Origin of the sequence: Cupriavidus phytohabitans, assembly GCF_017815025.1 — a bacterium.
Classification (GTDB): Bacteria; Pseudomonadota; Gammaproteobacteria; order Burkholderiales; family Burkholderiaceae; genus Cupriavidus.
This window is the reverse complement of record NZ_JAGIQB010000043.1, coordinates 42176-60147: the sequence shown is the minus strand read 5'-3', so window position 1 is coordinate 60147 and position 17972 is coordinate 42176. Positions and strand designations below refer to the sequence as shown.

The following is a 17972-nucleotide window of genomic DNA, read 5'->3' as shown; positions in this document are numbered from 1 at the left end:
CCCAGTAATCGACTCGCTCGCGCGCACATAACCGTGAGAAATCAAAGCATTATGCGCGCCGCCAGCTCAAAGTTCGGCCTAGCAGGAAACGCATGATGTAGAAGCTTGTCGGGCTCTTCACGAACATCATGGCCGCGGAGATCAGGCCCCAGGTCACCATGATGCGTGCGATCCAGCGTCGCGCGCCCACGCGCAGGAGGATCAGGTTGCTGGGCACTTCGAACAGAAGGTAGCCGACAAAAAAGATGCCCGCCCCAAGCCCATAAATCGCATCGCTCAGGCCAAGGTCCTGCATCATCTGCAGCTTGGCGTAGCCGACATTGATGCGGTCGAGGTACGCGCACATATAGCAGAGGAACAGGAACGGCAATAACCGCCACATGACCTTTGCATAGGTAGCCGATTCGGTGGCGACATAAGGCGTCGCCACGCTCGTTGTGGTTTGCATGGGGTGTCTCCTTGGGGCTGTCTTTATCGATCTGGAGGCAGGCCGGCCCTGGCATTGCGCCACGGTGGGTTGGGGCCTGTTGCCGAGGCCACGTCAGTGCGGCCTCGGCGTGCGATGCTGGTGCTTAATCGAACATGTCTGGCTGGGTCACGCGCAGGTGGTCCCAGATCGGCTGGAAATGCAGCCAGCCGATGTAGTCGCTACCGACGTGCTCGCGGCTGTAGCGGGCGCGTTCGGGCGTTACCAGGCGGGGCGTAATGCCCGTCGCCTCGATCATCAGTTGCTGCTTGCAGCAACGTTCAAGGGCGATGAACCAGAAGGCCGCCGCTTCAATGCTGTGGCGGCTCGCCGTAAGCAGGCCGTGATTCTGGTGAATGGCCGCCTTGACGCCCTTGAAGGCGTTGGCCACCTTGTGGCCGCCTTTGACTTCGACGGCAACCTTGCCGGCCTCGTCGCCGATCACCACGTGATCCTCATAGAAGGCCGCTGCATCCTGCGTGATCGGGTCCAGTCCCTTGCCCAGCGAGGCAAACGCGGTGCCGTACTCGGTGTGCGCGTGGCACATGGCAACGATGTCCTGGTGCATCTCGTGCACCGCTGCATGCAGCACGAAGCCGGCGCGATTGACGGCGTAGTCGCCTTCGACCACACGGCCCTCGTGGTCGGCGCAGATGAGGTTCGAGATATTCACCTGTGCAAAGTGAACCGCCATCGGGTTGGTCCAGTACAACTCCGGATGCTCCGGGTCGCGCACCGTCAGGTGGCCGGCGAAGCCGTAGTCGAAACCTTCCAGCGCAAAGGCACGACAGGCCGCGACCAGGCGCTCCTTGCGATGCTGCCGCTCTTCGGCGGGCGTGGCGAATTTCGGAACCGACGGATAGATCAATCCCATCTGTTCTGGTTGGTAGATGGAGGTGCGCTCCTTGTCGTTGAAGACCTGCGGGGCGCGCTCGATTACTGCTGCCATGTCGACTCCTCGGGAGAAATGTGTAGGGACTGGTTGGTGTTCGCAGGACGCGCTTTTCATGTGCGGAAGGCCTGCGGTACGCCTTAATAGTCGTTGCCGGAGAGTTGGTTGACAAACGATGGGTGTTCATGAAAGCATGAACCTCATTCATGTATAAAAGCTCTGCCATGAGACGTGTTCCAAACTTTGTGCTGCTTCGCGCGTTCGAGGCAGCGGCGCGCCTGGAGAGCTTCACACTCGCCGCCAAGGAGCTTCACCTGACGCAATCGGCGATCAGCCACCAGGTCAAGGAGTTGGAGGAGTACTTCGGACGCAGGCTTTTTGACCGGCGCACGCGCCGCGTTGAGCTGACACCGGAAGGCAAGCGCCTGCAGGAAAGCCTGTCGCGTGTTTTCGATGTGATCGAGGCCGCTTGCAATGAGGTCGCGCTCGCGCCTCAATCGCAAGTGCTTGCGGTCTACTGCGCGCCCAGTTTTGCCGTGAAATGGCTCGGCCCTCGGTTGCCGCAGTTCATGCAGACGCATGGCGACACCACGATCCGGCTGTCGTCGGGGGCCGAAGCAATCGACCTGACGCGCGCCCGCGAAGTGGACGTTGCCATTACGTACGGTTCGGCGCATTCCCGCGCGGGCCTGATCGTTCGTCCCTTGGGAATGGAGCGCATCCTGCCGCTATGTTCGCCTTCGCTGATCGATGCAAACGAGCCCTTGCGCACGCAGATGGAAAAGCTTCCGCTGATTGATTCGCAACTGAGCCGGGTGACCTGGGCAGATTGGTTCGGTGCTAACGGCATGGTCTGCCCGACGCGACCGCGGGCGTCATTCGACCGGGGGGCGCTTGCCATCTCTGCAGCGGTCGATGGCATGGGCATCGCTTTGGAGAGCATCCGGCTGGCAGAGCGGGAGCTGTCAAAGGGCGACCTGGTTGCACTGGGCGAGGAGGAGTTCGCGCACATTGCGCGTGAGACCCATTTCCTTTCTTACCGGCAGAACGAAGCGCATTTGCACAAGGTCACCGCATTCGTTCAGTGGCTGCTGGAACAGCTTGACGTGCAAGATCGTGCGTAGCGCTTTTCTCGTGCTCATTTCCTTGAATCACCTTGAGGCCATCGAGAACCTAGGGTGCCATGAAACGCTATCTGGACGACGGGCCAAAAGTGGAGCTCGTGAGGCCGATCAGATCCGGCTTTATGAATTACTGGCTGCCAACCAAGCGCTGATGACCGTCTACGTGCTCAAGGACGATCTCAAGACGCTTTGGACATACCGGCATCCCGGCTATGCCCGACGCTTCTGGCAAGGGTGGTACGAGCGCGCAATGGCCAGCGGCATCGCAACCGGATCAAGGTCATCAAACGGATGGCCTATGGCTTCCGTGATGACCACTACTTCTTCCTGAAGATCCGGGCGGCCTTCCCCGGAAATCGGTGAAGACAGGGCGCACCTACTTGGGGGGTGAAAATCCCCTACAGACTCGGTAAGGGGAAGTGTTAGCCAGAGGCAAGGGGCGTATCTTGGTCGCAGGCCATGATTGACTCTGTCTTGATCGCCCAAAGCGCATGCGTTGAACGCAGCCAGATTTGAACATAACGCCCGATCTGGCTCGTTCGGTGCCGCAGCCGTCAGGCGCCGCTTCATCGAGCCGCAAGGACGGTTTGCCAAAGAACCATTGCGCCAATGTTCAAGGCGACGACACCCCAGAAGGCGACTTGAAACTCCCGCTTCCTATTCTTGTGTCGAAGACGGTGCTGGGCGGAAAGCGCGCCTGGCCAACCGCCGCAGAGCGCAAGCAGATGCAGGGTGGCCTCAGGCGTGCGCCAGGCGTTTCGACTGGCTCGCGTCTTGTCGTCGGCATAGGCGAAGAACGTGATGATGCTGGCCAGGAAGCTGACAATGCCGGCCTGTCGAGGGAAGTAACCAGCAAAGGCGCCGCCGACGATGAGCCCCAAGGCCAGCAGACCGGCAAGTATTGGCAAGAGGCTTGCGTTGGACCGGGACTTCGGTGCGCCGACTATGGCGACGTTCAGCGCCTGAACCCGGCCGTCCTTCCCTTTACCGAATTCGAAGCTCACGCGATCGCCAGGCTTGGGCGTGACGGTGCGTGTTTGTAGCGCCGTGACGTGGAAAAAGACATCTTTCGTGTCCGCATGGACGTCGATAAACCCGAAGCCCTTGTCTGCATGCCATGTCTTGACCCGACCTGCTTTTTTCATGGTTCTCGTCTGTAATGCTGGAGGTCCGAGTTTAAGGGATTAGGCGAGGCCAGGTCATTGCGGGTTACTGGACTCGCCAGCAGCCGAACGCCGACTGCTCTGCCACCCGTAGTCAGTGGGGTGTTGGTCTGATGCAACCCGCCTTGTATATTAAATCGGGTAGATTTGTCGTGAGCGGAATGCCGCGGCAATGACGTGAAGAACAACAACAGGTAGAGACATGGGTCGCAGGAGAAAGGAGCCGTCGCTTAGCAAGGTATTGATGGATGCGCCATGGTGGGTATCCCTCGCACTGGCCGTGGGCGCCTACATCGTGTTTCGTGGGGTCTTGCCAGCGATATTCGCGTCGAGTCCGGTGTTGAGGGGCATTTCCGTATTGAGCCAGTCCTTAGCCTGGGTTCCAACCGCCCTGTTTGGATTTCTGGGGGTGTTGTCATACCTCCGTGCGCGAAGTAGGGCAGGGGCAGGGCAGCAGGATGCCCCAATCAGGACCCGGCGCTTCCGCGCGAGCCGCCCCACGTTGTCGCCCCTGCCACCCTCCAGGTATTCCGGCACGCCTGCCGATTCAAAGGAGGCCGGCGGCGCGCCAGCGCAGACAGTACCAACGTCCGAGAAGCCAGAAATCAATAGCTGGACGCTAGATGCCCTCAAATTGCTGGAGTGGAAGCGATTTGAGTTGCTGTGTGTCGGGTATTACGAGGCGATGGGGTTCGTGGTCAAGACCGTCCCCCACGGCCCCGATGGTGGCATCGATGCAACCTTGTACAAGGCGGGCCTGGATGTTCCTGTAGCTGTGGTGCAATGCAAAGCATGGAGCAAGCCGGTGAAAGTGGAGCAGGTTCGCGCACTTGCCGGTGTCATGCATGAACACAAGGTGCGTAGGGGCGTCTTCTGGTCGTTGTCTGGCTATGTCGGCCGACCGGTAACGGAGTCGGCAGAGCGGGCCGGCATTCAGTTGCTCGATGGTGCGGGGGTTATCGAGCGAATTCTCGCACTCGATCCGCACAGGCAGAGGACGTTGCTGGCACAGGCCTTTCGGGGGGACTACCGAACGCCGACATGCGCAGCATGCGGAGTTAAGATGGTCGAGCGCAAAGGGCCAACCGGCGCATTCTGGGGTTGTCAAAATTACCCCGCTTGCAGGGTCAAGCTTTCACGCAACACCTAAGCACCCACGCGGGCTTGCCGGCCACAAAGGCTTAACTGGCCTGGCCTATCCCAACCCGGTCTTTTACAACCAGGCTGGTAGTTGAACCTTTCGCTGTTCGGGTTAGAGCGTGCGTTGTTTAGTGCGCGGTGCGGTCGACGTTCCGATCGTTGCGCTAACCGAAGGGGCCGCCCCGAGGCACTTGCCGCCGCCTAGGATGCGGCGGCAATCATCTTCAATACCGCCCCGGCAAGCTCTCCTTCTGCGTCTCCCAGATAGTCCACCGCATCGAAGTGGTGACCTCGTGCCTGCACTACCACTTCGGCTTCGATGCCTTGCTCGCGCAGCAGCGCGGCGTATTGCGCCTGCAATCGGTGGTACTCGTCCGATTCATCTCCCCCGACGGTAAGGATCATCGGCAGCCTGGCGGTCGGGAGGTGATAGACCGGGCTGTACGCCGCCACGTCCGCCGGCGTCAGGCGGACGACCTTGTTGAGATAGCACAGCCGGATCGGTTCCAGGTCATACAAGCCGCTGATAGCGCACCCTCCCTTGACCAGGTCGGCGGGCACGCCGAACTGTTCCCAGTGCGTACCAGCCATGGTGGCGGTGAGATGCCCGCCGGCGGAGTGTCCCGAGACAAAGATGCGGTCCCCGTCAAAGCCCAATGCCTCTGCCTGCCGGTATAGCCAGGCCAGCGCCTCCTGATTGTCACGCACGATCGCCGCCATGGGCACGTCGGGCGCGAGCCGGTAATTGACCACCGCTACGTTGATGTCGCGCCGCAGATACGGCGCAGCCACGTAGCTGAAGTCCGATTTGTCGAGGGATTGCCAGTATCCTCCGTGGATAAAAACCAGCAAGGGGCGCCTGGGGGTGGCTGCGGGAAAGAAGTCCAGTGATTGCTTGGGGTCGTCGCCATATGCCAGGTCTTCCCTGACCGGATGGCTGGCTCGAAACCCGCGACTGTCCCTGGCCCACCGGTCGAAGATGGCCTGGTAGCCGGGGATGCCGCCCCTGACGTTGTACTGCTTGTCCAGGCACTCCTGATTGAAGTTTCGATACACTGACATTACATTTGGCTCCGAACTGTCGGGCCGGTACGCACACCGGCTCCTTTGTGAAATGGCGACGCGTGCTCACGTCAGATCCCACGATACTGTTCGGTGCCTTGCCATGCGCACCGGCAGATGACACTTGATGTCTCGGAGACGCCATGTTCGGAAAAAGTGAAAACCGCGACGACTACCAGCACATCGAACGGCCGGTAGGCGGCATGGCGCGCACGCTGCCTGACCGCTTCTATATCGATTACCACTCGCACCCGCGAGCGCAGCTCATCTACGCCTACAGCGGCGCGATCCTCGTCGACACTGAAATGGGTTCCTGGGTGGTACCGCCCCAGCGCGCCGTCTGGGTGCCATGTGACATGCGACACGCCATGCAGACGTGCGGCAACGTCGAAATGCGCACGGTCTACGTCCGGCAGGACGCCGTTCCGGGCGAGCTGACCACGTGCTGCGTGGTGGCGGTGCCGCCCCTCCTGCGCGAAATCATCTCCGAAATGGTGCGCATGCCTGTCGATTACGATGAAGCCGGACGCGACGGTCTGGTGGCAAGACTGCTGCTGCAGGAGATGCGCCCGCTGTCGGTTGTGCCGCTGCACTTGCCCATGCCACAGGATGCGCGTTTAGCCAGGATCTGCGCGCGCATCGTCGCCGATCCTTCCGACGAGACCTCGGTCGAAGCGTGGAGCCAGTCAGTCGGCGCAAGCGAACGCACCATCATCCGGCTGTTCCCGGAACAGACTGGCATGACCTTCAGCCGCTGGAAGCAGCAGGCGCGCCTGATGGCGGCGGTACGCCTGCTGGCTGAAGGCCGTCCGGTGATCGACATTGCGCTGCAGCTAGGTTACGAAAGCCCCAGCGCATTCACCGCAATGTTCCGGCGCGCATTGGGCATGACACCAACGGAATACTTTCGCGATACGGCACTCCGATAACGCAGGCCCGGGCATCCCAGATCTGGCGTCTGCGCGATAGCGCCTGTCATCCCCGCGGAGGACAGCGGGTAGGAGGGGGAGCACAGTGAAGGTGGCGAATCTGCCGTGCAACACATGTACGGCGGCGCCTTCGCCATTGCTCACAAGGAACCTCCATGTCTGTCATCGATCGCCTCGCCGAGGCAGGAATCGTGCTGCCCTCGCCAGTCTTGCCCAACGCTCTGTTCGTTCCCTACACCCTGCATCGTGGCGTCCTGACAGTATCAGGACAATTGCCGCTGCGGGATGGCAAGCCCGTGTATGCCGGCAGTGTGCCTGCCGAAGTGCCCCTTGACAGCGCGCGCGACGCCGCACGCCTCTGCCTGGCCAACGTGCTGGGCTGGGTGGCGGCCGCTACCGACGGCGAACTCGACCGCGTTCGGTCGGTACTGCGCCTTGGCGGCTTTGTCTCGACTTCAGCCGGCTTTCACGACGCACCAGCCGTGATCAATGCCGCGTCGGAACTCATTAACTTCATATTTGCGGATCAAGGCCGGCATGCGCGCATTGCCATCGGCGTGGCAAGCCTCCCCTTTGGCGCGCCCGTTGAGATCGAGGCAAGCTTTGCCATCGACACCGACGCATGATCATGGCAAGCCGAAGCGGATACGCCGACGTGCTGGTCGGCCTGCAGTACGGCGATGAAGGCAAGGCGCGGGTGGTTGACCATATTGCCGGCGACTATGACATCGTGGCGCGCTTCAATGGCGGCGCGAACGCCGGTCATACCATCGCGACGCCGCAGGGCGCGGTACGCCTGCGGCAAGTGCCCTCCGCGGTGTTGCATCCTGCCGTGTCCCTGTATATCGGTTCCGGCTGCGCGATCGGCCTGGCGCAGTTGGCAGAGGAAATCGCGATGCTCGCGGCACTTGGCATCCAGTTGCAAGGCCGTCTGGCGATCAGCGACCGTTGTTTGGTGGTCCAGCCACTGCACGTTGCGCGTGATCGTGCGCACGGTGCATCGATCGGCACCACCGGCAATGGCATCGGCCCTTGCTACGCCGACCATGCGCTACGGGCCCGCGGCATCGAACGCACATCGTTCCAGTTGCGGGACCTGATACAGGACAGCGGGGCCGTAATCCGGCAGATGGCAGTGGCTGCTGCGCGCGGTGGCGATCCGTTGGATGCCGCCGCATTGGAGGCCATGCGCGCGGCTTGGGCGCTGGTCAGCGACTACGTCATATCGGATCCCGGCTACCTTGCACGACGCGTGGCACAGGGCGCGCGCGTGCTGTTCGAAGGCGCACAGTCGGTCATGCTGGACATGACGCACGGCGAGCAGCCGTGGGTAACCGCCAGCCATACCGTGCCGGCGTATGCCTATGTCGGCGGCGACTTGCCATGTCGCTACCACCGAAAGACCATCGGCGTCGCCAAGGCAATCGTCTCTCGCGTGGGCGCGGGGCGCTTCCCGTCCGAACTGGGTGCGCAGCGGTCTGCCAAGTATTGCGCTGACGCCGCGCACAATGGCCTCGGTCGCGAGCAGGAGGCATCGACACATGACCCCATGGCGCTCCTGGCCGGCGGCGAGCCGTTCCACATCGGCATGGCCATCCGGATGCTGACTGGCGAATATGGCACGGGCACTGGCCGGCCTCGGCGCATAGGACTGCTCGACATCGGGCAGTTGCGTCGCACCGTACAGCAGCACGGCGTGGACGAGCTTTTCCTCAACAAGTGTGATGCGCTGGCGCTGTTCGCGCAGACGCGTGATCCCGCCATCGTGGTCGTTGACGACGAAGGCCCGGAAGGCGCTACGCGGCGATTCCCTGCTTTTGCCGTCGATGCACTTCCGAACCATTCGGCCGATCCGCTTCCACCACAGCTGGACGCGCTGCTGCGCTGGCTGGCCGACACGCTGGGTTGCCGCCTGCGCGGCGTCGGCCTGGGCCCGGCTCGCGAGCAGATGCGGCTGCTGGCGTGAGCACAAATCCTTCCATCCTGAGGCAGACATGACAGATATGAGAGATAAAACACCAGACTACCTGGATCCCGAAATGCGCCGGACCGACCTGGCGTGGACCGACTGGCCCGCGATCGAGGCGTTCCTGCGCGACGAGCTGATTTGCCGCGTTGGCGTCCATGACACGCCCTATCCCTACGTCACGGCACAGAGCTTTACTTTTACCGGCGACGCCTTCCTGATCCACAGCTCGCGCTTTGGCAAGCTCGCCGCGGCAATCCGCGCCGACCCGCACGTCACCATTGAGATCGACCGCCCAGTGGCTTTGCTGAAGGCTCCTAAGGGCCAGAACACCAGCCTCGAGTACTACAGCGTCATCGCCCGCTGCATGGCAACGGTGCGCGACCAAACCGAGGAGATACGTGCGCACCAGTACGTCGCGCTCGACAAGTTCAGGCCGGAGAAGGACTACACTCCCATCGAGGACGGCGCAGCCAACCAGATCGTGGCTTACCGTTGCGAGATCCGCTCCTTGTCAGCGAAGAAACGCATCCTCGCCGATGGGCAATACTCGCCGCCAGGCCAGCCGCGCGCCCCTTATCTGCGCTATGCCTTCCCCGCCGGCGCGGCGTTGTCATCGCTGCCAGAAGACGCCTTCGACCCGCGTCGCTTCGCCAATCGCTGATCCTCTCCGCGCGGCCCTGCCAACGGGCCAACGGCACGCGACCGCTCGCGTGCCATCTTCGTCTCGGCTTCTCACTCCATTTTTCTCGTTTGCCGTTGCTGGTAGCCGCCGCTGTCGGGCGGGTACGCGTATGCGCCGTTGGCGCATTTGCCGCACCACGCTGGTTGGCGCCCCGGCGACAGTGCTTGTCATCCGCGCGAGGGCAGCGCAAGGGCCGACGCGCGACAGTAGCGCAAGACATGCCGCATGGCGATGTTGCGCGCGCCGGCACGCTCGGATGCCGGCCCATACAAGACAGGAGACAAGATGAAACTGACCCCGATGGAACTGATGCGGGTCCGCGTCGGCGACCGGCTGGAGCGGCTGCCCGTATGCGGCTATCACCGCTTCTTATTCATGGTGATTGCGATGGCATTCTTTTTCGACAACTTAGACCTGGCCATGATGACGTACTTGCTCGGATCGATCCGCACGGAGTTCGGCCTCACCAGCGCACAGGCCGGCATGCTGGGCAGTGCGAGCTTTGTCGGCATGGCCATCGGCGCGCTCAGCTCGGGCATGCTCGCCGACCGCTTCGGCCGCAAGCCGGTGTTCCAGGTCAGCATGATTGTCTGGGGCGTGGGCAGCTTCCTGTGTTCAACTGCGAATGACCCGGTCACGCTCGGTATCTATCGCCTGCTGCTCGGCGTGGGTATGGGCATGGAACTGCCCCTGGCGCAGACGCTGCTGTCCGAGTTCATCCCCGCGCGTCAGCGTGGGAAGTATCTGGCGCTGATGGATGGTAACTGGCCGATTGCCTTTATCTGCGCGGGATTGATGTCGTACTACGTGCTATCGGCGTACAGCTGGCGCACCATGTTCCTGCTCGGCGCGGTGCCGGCGCTGTTCCTGTTCGTGGTGCGGCGCTATGTCCCAGAATCTCCGCGTTGGCTCGAATCGAAAGGCCGCCACGAAGAGGCCTCGGCACTTGTTGCGCGGATCGAGGCCACCGTGATGCGCCGCATGAAGCTGTCTTCGTTGCCTGAAGCAGAGCCCAAAGTCGTCAGCGCGGATGCAGAAGTGTTCGGCGTCAAGGTGCTGTGGTCGCCCGAGTACCGCAACCGCACGCTAACGGTGTGGGGATTGTGGTTCTTTGCCTTGCTCGGCTTCTACGGCCTCAATACCTGGATCGGCGCGCTGTTGCAACAGACCGGCATGGGCGTGACCAAGTCGGTCCTCTATACCGTCTATATCTCGATCGGCGGCATCCCGGGCTTTCTGTGCGCGGCCTGGGCGGTGGAGCATTGGGGCCGCAAGCCGGCATGCGTGATCACGCTGGTCGGCGGCGCCGTGATGGCCTTCGTCTACGGCCGCGTCGCTGGCATGAGCCCGGAACCGATGGCGCTCTTCCTCGCCGGCGGCCTGATGCAGTTCTTCATGTTCGGCATGTGGGCCGTGCTCTATACCTATACACCGGAGCTATATCCGACGCGCGCTCGCGCCACGGGCTGCGGCATGGCGTCCACGGTCGGCCGCTTCGGATCGCTAATCGGCCCGACGCTGGTCGGTGTGGTGCTTCCGCTAGCAGGACAGGCCGGCGTGTTCGCGTTGGGCGCCGCCTGCTTCCTGGCCGCGGCGATCATCGTCTATTGCTTCGGCATCGAGACGCGCGGCGAATCGCTTGAGACGATCTCGGCCCATTAACCGGCGCCACTACGCACAAACGAACCGCAGCCCGAGGAATCATGGCCGCCTACCGCCCCAATTCCGGAAGATAGCGGCCAAAGCTCCGCCAGCAACCCATCGCCGTCGTCTCACGGCAAGTCGCTCACAAGGATGGCGGCCGACGTCGAGTGCTCGGACGGCGATGCGGAGGTATGGCGCCATGACAAAATTACACTGGATAAGCAAGAGTCGATGAACTGGACGTTGGACCGGCGGATGGCGATTCAGAGTGAGATTGACTGCCTTGCGAGATAGGTAGGACAGCGTCGTCCGAATCGAGGCGTATCGCGGATTAGCAAGGCTGCAGCGTTCGTCGATGCCTGACGCCGGTAGGCGAAGGAGTCCCTTTAGATTGGTAGCTTCATCGCCTTCGTTCGCAGTCGTTATCGCGCTCGTGAACAGTTCGTCGCATCAGAGTGCGTTGACGGGGATTTTAAGATATCGCTTACCGTTCGTCTCAGGAGAGGGTAGCTCTCCCGCCCGCATGTTGACCTGCACGGACGGCAGGATCAGGGCGGGCATCGGGAGCGCGGCGTCACGCTCCTGGCGCATCACGACGAATTCCTCCTCGCCGATGCCATCGCGCACATGGATATTGTTCGCGCGTTGGTGAGCTACCGTGGTCACGTAGCTGAGCTCCCTGCCGCCAGGCAGATAGTCGTGGCACAGCCGGCGGCCATGGAGCGCTTGTTGACGATGATGGTCTTGGCCTTGTACGCCTCCAGGATCGGCATGCCCGCGATCGGCGACTTGGGATCGGTCTTGGCCGCCGGGTTGACCACGTCGTTGGCACCCAGCACCAGCACCACGTCGGCCTGGCCGAACTCGCTGTTGATGTCTTCCATCTCGAAGACCTGGTCGTACGGCACCTCGGCCTCGGCCAGCAGCACGTTCATGTGGCCCGGCATGCGGCCCGCCACCGGGTGGATCGCGTATTTCACGGTCACGCCCTTGCCCGAGAGCGCTTCGGTCAGCTCCTTGAGCGCATGCTGGGCCCGCGCGACCACGGCCCCCGGCTTCATCTGTGCCAGTTCCGCGTCGTCCGGCGCGCGCACCTTGAGCACCAGCTGGGCTCCCAGCGCTTCGGCAGCGGTGCCGATGGTGGCGCTGACCGCTTCATACGCGCCGTCGGGCTGGCTGGCGCGAACGCCGGCGCCGGCCTGCACCACGACCTTGTGGCCTTGTGCGACGTACTTCCTGACGGTCTCAGGAGTGGCGGCGACGCGAGTCTCGCCGGCCCGCGTCTCGCGAGGGATACCTATGTACATCATTGTCTCTTTAGCTGAAGAATCGGTGTTCGGTAGCGAGCGGATGGGGATACCCGCAACGCCCTGCGCGCGGTACTAGAAGATGTGCTTCATGCCCGCCGCCAAGCCGGTCTGTCCGACGCCTGGCGCGACCTTGGTCGCACTCGCCACGCCCAGCGTCGAGCGGCCCGCGTTGTCCATGTAGGACGCATTGACATAAAGCTCCGTGCGCTTCGACAGGGTGTACGCCGCCTGCAACACGTAGCTGATAGCGTCGTCAGCAGAAGCACGCTTATCCGTCCGGTAGATGCCGGCGCGCAGCGTCAGTGCCGGTTTTACCGCGTAGGCACCGCCCAGCCAGTAGAGATGGGAGCGGCTGGCGGGCGAGCCCAGCCCGTCCTGCAGGAGCCGGTACCCGGCCTCGGCCGTGAAGGGGCCGCTGGTGTAGAGAAATCCTGCCGCGTAGCGGCGTTCAATGTTGCCCGCCGTGACCGTGGACGTGCCGCGCCGTTGGTCATAGGCAATCGCCAATCCGAATTTGCCGATGGTGTACGAAGCGCCGGTGCCGATTTCCTGGCCGACGCGCGGCGCGCCGGGGACTTCGCCGCCGCTGGCGATGGTCGAGTCGTAGCCGGCGCTGTATAGCGCGCTGATCGTAAGTTCGCCGAAGTTGCCCGTGTACTTGATGGCATTGTCGGCCCGACCCGCGAACTGCGCATCGTGGGCAAGCACGGAATACGGCGCATAGCGGTTTGTGTCAAAGGGAATGAAAAAATCGAACAGGATATTGTTCTGGCGCCCGAGTGTGACCTGGCCCCAAGGCCCCGCGATGCCGACGAACGCCCGCCGGCCGAACAGGCGGCCGCCAAATCCTGCCATGCCGGTGTCCGTCAGGAAGCCACTCTCCAGCACAAAGATGGCGCTCATATCCGAACCCAGCGCCTCCTTGCCCCGCAGGCCCCATCGCGATGCCGCGGTGTTTCCGGAGGTGACGCGGTATACGGACCCCGAGCCATCCGCGCCCGCATGGCTGACATACTCCAAGCCAGCATCCATGACGCCGTATAGCGTGACGCTTGACTGTGCCTGCGCCTGTGCCGTCGCGGCAAGCAGGCACCACACTGACGCCGCAACGGCGTACTTTCCTGATGTTTTCATCGTTCTCCTCCGTATGTATGTTCGAGTTGCTGCCTCTGCAGGGCTGCGCAAGCCACTGCCCCGGCATGGGCGATGCGGCGATAGCTGGTGATGCGGCTATGGCGGTTCAGCGGGCGGCCGTGTGTGTAACGCGGCTGCTGGCATCTGCGCCGATGGCACTCGGCGCGAACGGGGCCGCCGGCAGCGGCGCCCGTGCAAGCGATTGGTTCAGGCCACGCGAGCCGGCGGACGCCCGGCGCGGTGCATACCGAATCGCTCGACGGTAAGTCCATCCATGTCGATCTCCGGCTGCCTGCCGGAGACCGCGTCGGCAACAAGCCGGCCGGTGCCGCACGCCTGAGTCCAGCCATTGGAGCCATGGCCAGCATTCAGGTAGAGGCCCTGTAGCGGTGTCGCGCCGAGGATGGGCGGCCCGTCCGGCGTCATCGGACGAAGGCCGGCCCACGACGTGGCCGCGGCATAGTCGAGCCCGCGTGGAAAGAGCCGCCGCGTCAGCGTGGAGAGCAGTTCCGTGCAGACCCGGCGCACCGTCAGGTCGTATCCGACGAACTCGGCCATTCCCGCGACGCGCAATTTGTCGCCAAGGCGGGTAAGCATGATCTTGTGGTGCTCGTCCATGATCGCCATGCGCGGTGCAGCCTTGGGGTCGGCGATGGGAATCGTGATTGAATAGCCCTTGAGGGGATAAACCGGGATCCGCAGGCCTGCGGTGGCAAGGAGCGCGGGCGCCTGGCAGCCGAGCGCCACCACGCAAGCATCGGCCTGCCGTTGGTCCATCTGCCCGTCATGCGTGATCTCGACACTGCGAAGGCGGCCGTGCGAATGGACGAGGCGGGTTGCCGAAACGCCATACTGAAACGAGACGCCGCGACTGGAAAGATATCCGGCAAGGCCCGCGCAGAACTTTGCGCTGTCGCCCGATGCATCGTCTGGCAGATGCAGTGCGCCTTGCCATGCGACGGCAGACGTCCGCAGCGATGGTTCGATCGCCACGGCTTCGTCGCGACTCATCATCCGCCATGGCACCTGGAACTGGCTGAGTGTGCGCGTGGCCAACTGTGCCAGTTCCACTTCCTGTTCGGTCTCGAGCAGTTGCAGCGTACCGTCGCGGTGAAAGCCGAAGGCGAGTTCCGGCACCTCGTCACGCAAGGCCTGCATGCAGCGCATGCTGTAGTGCGCCATGCGCTGCATGCGAGCCTTGTTGATGCCAAAGCGCTCCGCATTGCATTCCTTGAGCCACTTTGCGAGCCAGCGCAGGCGCTCCGCATCCGGCATCATCGAAAAGCGCACCGGCGCCTGCCTTTGCAGGGCCATGCGCAGCACCTTGCGCGGCATCCCCGGCGACGCCCACGGTCCGGCAAAACCGGGGCAAAGGCCCCCGGCGTTGCCGAAGCTGGACCCCAGTCCCGGGCCCGCTTGCCGCTCCAGCACTGTCACCTCGTGGCCGTCGCGCCACAGGTGGTAGGCGGCGGATATGCCGGCGACGCCGGCGCCAAGCACTAGTACGCGCATGTCTGCTGCCCCGTTCCAAAGATTCAGTCGGCCGTGATATGCGCGCGATCGATGATCGCGCGATAGCGCCTGGTTTCGCTGTCGATATATTTCTCGAATTCGCCGCCATCCTTGTAGGCACTCTCGAATCCCAGTCCGTTCAGGCGATCCTTGATGTCCGGCGACGACATGATCCTGGCCGAGGCGCTGTCGAGCTTCTTCCTGATCCCATCGGGCAGCCTGGCCGGCGCCCACAGGCCATACCAGGAATAGAACTCGAAGTTCTTGAATCCCGCTTCCTGCATGGTCGGGACATCCGGCAGCAACGGGCTGCGCGCTCGCCCGGTCACCGCGATCGCGCGCAGCTTGCCGGCCTTGACCCCGGGCAGCGACGAGAGCATGGGATCCATCATCCCCTGGGCCTGGCCGCTCATGAGGTCGGTCAGCGCCGGACCGCCGCCCTTGTACAGGGCGATGGGCACCTGCAGGTCTGCAATGCCGCTGTCATACATGAACTGGGACAGGGCCAGGTGGCCGGCTGAGCCATTGCCGCTTGTTGCGAAGTTGTACTGCTTGGGGTTGGCTTTCACGGCGCGCGCCAGTGCCTGCGGCGAGTTCGCCGGTACCTGCGGATTCACGCTAAAGATCAGCGCGCCTTGCGCGAGCATGCTGACGGCGGTGAAGTCCCTGACCGCATCGAACTTGATGGTCTTCCGATAGAGCATCGGATTGATGTTGTGGATCGATGCGTTGATATAGAGGGTGTAGCCGTCTGGCGCCGCGCGGGCGACGATGCCGGCCCCGACAAGGCCCGATGCACCCGGCCGGTTGTCGACAACGACCGTCTGCTTCAGCTCCTGGCCGAGCTTCATCGCGAACACGCGCGCAAGGCCGTCCACCGAGCCGCCAGGCGCGTGCGGCACGACGATGGTGATCGTACGAACTGGGTAGGCGCTGTCAGGCGTGGAATCCGCTTTTGCGACGCCCGCGGACTTCAGGACGGACAGGAGGAAGAGGCCCATGCGTACGACGGGAATGTGGCGGGAACGGATCTGGGTGAGGGGGCGTGGTTGCATGGCCGGATCAACGTAACTTGCTGGACAAGGAAAGGCAGCGCCATCGCGCGCGATGACGTGGGGCGCGAGACGCTGCGTTGGAATGGCTTCGGTGAACCCGGTGGCTCAGAAGGTGCCCGGGTAAGCCGCGCCGTCAATCAGGATGTTCTGACCGCAGATATAGCTCGCCTGCCCGGAGCAGATAAAGGCGCAGAGTGCGCCGAGCTCTTCCGGCCGGCCATAGCGACCGGCCGGGTTGTTGGCGCCGCGTTCTTTCCAGAGTTGCTCGAAGCTCTTGCCAGTCGATTCCAGCATGCCTTCGATGTGGTGGCGCTGGGCATCGGTCGCGAACACGCCCGGGAGCAGGTTGTTGATCGTGACGTTGTGGCGAACCGTCTGGCGCGCAAGCCCTGCGACGAAGCCGACGAGGCCAGAGCGCGCGCCATTGGACAGGCCCAGCTCCAGCTGCGGCGTCTTCACGCTGCGCGAAACGATATTGACGATGCGGCCGAAGCGCCGTTCGATCATGCCGTCAACCGTGCACCGGATCATGTCGATCGGCCCGAGCATCATGGCATCGATCGCGGCATGCCAGTCCGCCGGTGTCCACTGGCGAAAATCGCCGGGCGGGGCACCATCCGCGTTGTTGACCAGGATGTCGGGGGCAGGACATGCCGCCAGCGCGGCGGCGCGCCCCTCGTCCGTGGTGATGTCCGCTACCACGTAGCGGACATCACCGCCCGTCGCGGCGCCGATTTCCGCGGCCGCCGCGGCCAGCGTGCGCTCCGTGCGGGCGGCGATGAATACCTTCACGCCTTCCGCCGCCAGTTGGTGCGCGCAAGCGCGCCCCATGCCCTTGCTCCCGCCGAAGACGAGTGCATGGCGCCCTGCAATGCCGAGATCCATTGATCGCTCCCGGTTCGGTTCAAACGGCCTTTAGCATCGGCGACGACCAGCCGTACTTCCGGTCGAGTTCGAGCTCCTTGATGACGCGCAGGCCGCGCAGCAGGGGCTCGCCTTCCAGGCCGGTGAGCGGCTTGCGCAGTTCGCCCGAAGGCAGGCCCACCGCCTTCATCAGCGATTTGATCGCCACGGGGTTGATGGCCGAGTAGGCGTAATGCAGCAACTGCAGATTCTGCAGGTAGGCCTTGTGGAAGCTGGCCGCGGTGTCGGGGGATGTCCACGGACGGGAGATCTGCGTCAGCTCCGCGGGGGCGATATTGCCGGTCATGTTCGCGGTGCCATGGCCGCCCAGGCTCATCGTTGGCACGACCAGGCCAAGGTTGGGCGAGTCGCAACACATCACGGAGACATCCGGCGCGCCGCGCAGCACTTGCGCTACCTGTCCCACGCGCGTCGTCGACTCCTTGTGGACAACATAGTTGGGATGCTTGAAGATGCGCAGCAGACTGTCCCAATGCAGGTCGGTCTTCACGCGCGGCGGGTTGTTGTAGATGCCGAGGGGCAGGTCGGTCTCGTCGGCCACTTCCAGGAAGTAGCTTTCGATGTCGGCCTCCGGCGCGCAGATGTAGGCGGGCGCGGCGATGATGGCGCCATCCGCGCCGTTGGCCCTGGCAAAGCGCAGATAGTCCTTGGTAGTCTGGGTGTTGTTGCCGGTGCAGCCATAGAACAGCTTCATCTTGCCGGTCTTCATCTTCGCGGTTTCCACGATGATGGCCTCGCGCTCTTTTTGCGAGAGCATCGAGACCTCGCCTGTGGACCCCATGATCAGCACCGCAGAGGTGCCGTGGCGTTCCTGGAAATCCAGCAGTTCGCGAAAGGCACCGAAGTCCGGGTTGCCATCCTTGGCAAAGGGGGTAATCAGGGCAACAAAGGACCCTTCAATCTTCATCTTGCTCATGTCTGTCTCCGTCGTAGATTCGTGTAGTGGGAACTGCCGGGAGAACCCGG

15 protein-coding genes and 4 pseudogenes are annotated in these 17972 nt (G+C 63.1%); 8 read left to right on the top strand and 11 right to left on the bottom strand.

What is annotated here, in order from left to right:
• Window positions 1–76: 76 nt before the first annotated feature.
• Both J8I34_RS25385 and J8I34_RS25380 read right to left on the bottom strand, forming a co-directional pair.
• Window positions 77–448: pseudogene (locus tag J8I34_RS25385) on the bottom strand (MFS transporter); the annotation flags it as partial.
• Window positions 449–572: 124 nt separating this feature from the next.
• Window positions 573–1415, bottom strand: coding sequence for a class II aldolase/adducin family protein (locus J8I34_RS25380; RefSeq protein WP_209777076.1), 843 nt, complete (start codon window positions 1413–1415; stop codon window positions 573–575).
• Window positions 1416–1582: 167 nt separating this feature from the next.
• Between J8I34_RS25380 and J8I34_RS25375 the strand changes: the two genes are divergently transcribed.
• Together J8I34_RS25375 and J8I34_RS25370 are read left to right on the top strand one after the other, a co-directional pair.
• Window positions 1583–2482 (top strand): LysR substrate-binding domain-containing protein, encoded by a 900-nt coding sequence (locus tag J8I34_RS25375; protein WP_209807258.1) that lies wholly within the window; start codon window positions 1583–1585, stop codon window positions 2480–2482.
• A gap of 112 nt (window positions 2483–2594) precedes the next feature.
• Window positions 2595–2845, top strand: a pseudogene (locus J8I34_RS25370) (transposase); the annotation flags it as partial.
• A gap of 203 nt (window positions 2846–3048) precedes the next feature.
• Here J8I34_RS25370 and J8I34_RS25365 read toward each other — a convergent pair.
• On the bottom strand, window positions 3049–3627 hold the full coding sequence (locus tag J8I34_RS25365) for a DUF1294 domain-containing protein (RefSeq protein WP_209807257.1): 579 nt from the start codon (window positions 3625–3627) through the stop codon (window positions 3049–3051).
• A gap of 220 nt (window positions 3628–3847) precedes the next feature.
• Between J8I34_RS25365 and J8I34_RS35295 the strand changes: the two genes are divergently transcribed.
• Window positions 3848–4795, top strand: coding sequence for a restriction endonuclease (locus J8I34_RS35295; protein ID WP_209807256.1), 948 nt, complete (start codon window positions 3848–3850; stop codon window positions 4793–4795).
• Between the two features lie 191 nt (window positions 4796–4986).
• Here J8I34_RS35295 and J8I34_RS25355 read toward each other — a convergent pair whose 3' ends face one another.
• A complete protein-coding gene (locus J8I34_RS25355; RefSeq protein WP_209807255.1) occupies window positions 4987–5847 on the bottom strand; it encodes an alpha/beta hydrolase in 861 nt (286 codons plus the stop codon).
• 143 nt (window positions 5848–5990) lie between these two features.
• On the opposite strand from J8I34_RS25355, the gene J8I34_RS25350 reads away from it, so the two are divergent.
• The 5 genes from J8I34_RS25350 to J8I34_RS25330 all read left to right on the top strand — a co-directional run bounded on the left by J8I34_RS25350 (window position 5991) and on the right by J8I34_RS25330 (window position 11089).
• Window positions 5991–6776, top strand: a complete 786-nt coding sequence (locus J8I34_RS25350; protein ID WP_029049422.1) for an AraC family transcriptional regulator — start codon at window positions 5991–5993, stop codon at window positions 6774–6776.
• Window positions 6777–6931: 155 nt separating this feature from the next.
• Window positions 6932–7402 carry a RidA family protein gene (locus J8I34_RS25345; protein ID WP_029049421.1) on the top strand — a complete coding sequence of 157 codons (471 nt, stop codon included), beginning with the start codon at window positions 6932–6934 and terminating at the stop codon, window positions 7400–7402.
• The gene (locus J8I34_RS25340) at window positions 7399–8742 is read left to right on the top strand and encodes an adenylosuccinate synthetase (protein WP_209807254.1); all 1344 of its coding nucleotides are present in this window, start codon (window positions 7399–7401) and stop codon (window positions 8740–8742) included. Before J8I34_RS25345 ends, J8I34_RS25340 begins: the two co-directional genes overlap by 4 nt.
• A gap of 37 nt (window positions 8743–8779) precedes the next feature.
• Window positions 8780–9406: a pyridoxamine 5'-phosphate oxidase family protein gene (locus J8I34_RS25335; protein WP_209807264.1), complete on the top strand. Its 627-nt coding sequence runs from the start codon at window positions 8780–8782 to the stop codon at window positions 9404–9406.
• A gap of 306 nt (window positions 9407–9712) precedes the next feature.
• The gene (locus J8I34_RS25330; protein ID WP_029049418.1) at window positions 9713–11089 is read left to right on the top strand and encodes an MFS transporter; all 1377 of its coding nucleotides are present in this window, start codon (window positions 9713–9715) and stop codon (window positions 11087–11089) included.
• 432 nt (window positions 11090–11521) lie between these two features.
• Here J8I34_RS25330 and J8I34_RS25325 read toward each other — a convergent pair.
• The 7 genes and pseudogenes from J8I34_RS25325 to J8I34_RS25295 form a co-directional block, all read right to left on the bottom strand.
• Window positions 11522–11779 (bottom strand): annotated as a pseudogene (locus J8I34_RS25325) (MBL fold metallo-hydrolase); the annotation flags it as partial.
• Window positions 11773–12378, bottom strand: a pseudogene (locus J8I34_RS25320) (NAD(P)(+) transhydrogenase (Re/Si-specific) subunit beta); the annotation flags it as partial. The pseudogenes J8I34_RS25320 and J8I34_RS25325, both read right to left, overlap by 7 nt.
• 75 nt (window positions 12379–12453) lie before the next feature.
• On the bottom strand, window positions 12454–13515 hold the full coding sequence (locus tag J8I34_RS25315; protein WP_209807252.1) for a porin: 1062 nt from the start codon (window positions 13513–13515) through the stop codon (window positions 12454–12456).
• A 207-nt stretch (window positions 13516–13722) separates the two neighbouring features.
• Window positions 13723–15027 (bottom strand): D-amino acid dehydrogenase, encoded by a 1305-nt coding sequence (locus tag J8I34_RS25310; RefSeq protein ID WP_209807251.1) that lies wholly within the window; start codon window positions 15025–15027, stop codon window positions 13723–13725.
• A 23-nt stretch (window positions 15028–15050) separates the two neighbouring features.
• On the bottom strand, window positions 15051–16082 hold the full coding sequence (locus J8I34_RS25305) for a tripartite tricarboxylate transporter substrate binding protein (protein ID WP_245176121.1): 1032 nt from the start codon (window positions 16080–16082) through the stop codon (window positions 15051–15053).
• 105 nt (window positions 16083–16187) lie between these two features.
• Window positions 16188–16967, bottom strand: a complete 780-nt coding sequence (locus J8I34_RS25300; protein WP_209807250.1) for an SDR family NAD(P)-dependent oxidoreductase — start codon at window positions 16965–16967, stop codon at window positions 16188–16190.
• A gap of 19 nt (window positions 16968–16986) precedes the next feature.
• A complete protein-coding gene (locus tag J8I34_RS25295; protein WP_209807249.1) occupies window positions 16987–17922 on the bottom strand; it encodes a 4-hydroxy-tetrahydrodipicolinate synthase family protein in 936 nt (311 codons plus the stop codon).
• Between the last annotated feature and the right edge of the window lie 50 nt (window positions 17923–17972).

Bases quoted from the DNA above. Each gene is read 5' to 3' on its own strand.
- J8I34_RS25375 (WP_209807258.1), top strand. From the start codon at position 1,583: ATGAGACGTGTTCCAAACTTTGTGCTGCTTCGCGCGTTCGAGGCAGCG.
- J8I34_RS35295 (WP_209807256.1), top strand. From the start codon at position 3,848: ATGGGTCGCAGGAGAAAGGAGCCGTCGCTTAGCAAGGTATTGATGGAT.
- J8I34_RS25330 (WP_029049418.1), top strand. From the start codon at position 9,713: ATGAAACTGACCCCGATGGAACTGATGCGGGTCCGCGTCGGCGACCGG.
- J8I34_RS25380 (WP_209777076.1), bottom strand. From the start codon at position 1,415: ATGGCAGCAGTAATCGAGCGCGCCCCGCAGGTCTTCAACGACAAGGAG.
- J8I34_RS25340 (WP_209807254.1), top strand. From the start codon at position 7,399: ATGATCATGGCAAGCCGAAGCGGATACGCCGACGTGCTGGTCGGCCTG.
- J8I34_RS25365 (WP_209807257.1), bottom strand. From the start codon at position 3,627: ATGAAAAAAGCAGGTCGGGTCAAGACATGGCATGCAGACAAGGGCTTC.
- J8I34_RS25305 (WP_245176121.1), bottom strand. From the start codon at position 16,082: ATGCAACCACGCCCCCTCACCCAGATCCGTTCCCGCCACATTCCCGTC.
- J8I34_RS25300 (WP_209807250.1), bottom strand. From the start codon at position 16,967: ATGGATCTCGGCATTGCAGGGCGCCATGCACTCGTCTTCGGCGGGAGC.
- J8I34_RS25295 (WP_209807249.1), bottom strand. From the start codon at position 17,922: ATGAGCAAGATGAAGATTGAAGGGTCCTTTGTTGCCCTGATTACCCCC.
- J8I34_RS25335 (WP_209807264.1), top strand. From the start codon at position 8,780: ATGAGAGATAAAACACCAGACTACCTGGATCCCGAAATGCGCCGGACC.
- J8I34_RS25310 (WP_209807251.1), bottom strand. From the start codon at position 15,027: ATGCGCGTACTAGTGCTTGGCGCCGGCGTCGCCGGCATATCCGCCGCC.
- J8I34_RS25355 (WP_209807255.1), bottom strand. From the start codon at position 5,847: ATGTCAGTGTATCGAAACTTCAATCAGGAGTGCCTGGACAAGCAGTAC.
- J8I34_RS25345 (WP_029049421.1), top strand. From the start codon at position 6,932: ATGTCTGTCATCGATCGCCTCGCCGAGGCAGGAATCGTGCTGCCCTCG.
- J8I34_RS25350 (WP_029049422.1), top strand. From the start codon at position 5,991: ATGTTCGGAAAAAGTGAAAACCGCGACGACTACCAGCACATCGAACGG.
- J8I34_RS25315 (WP_209807252.1), bottom strand. From the start codon at position 13,515: ATGAAAACATCAGGAAAGTACGCCGTTGCGGCGTCAGTGTGGTGCCTG.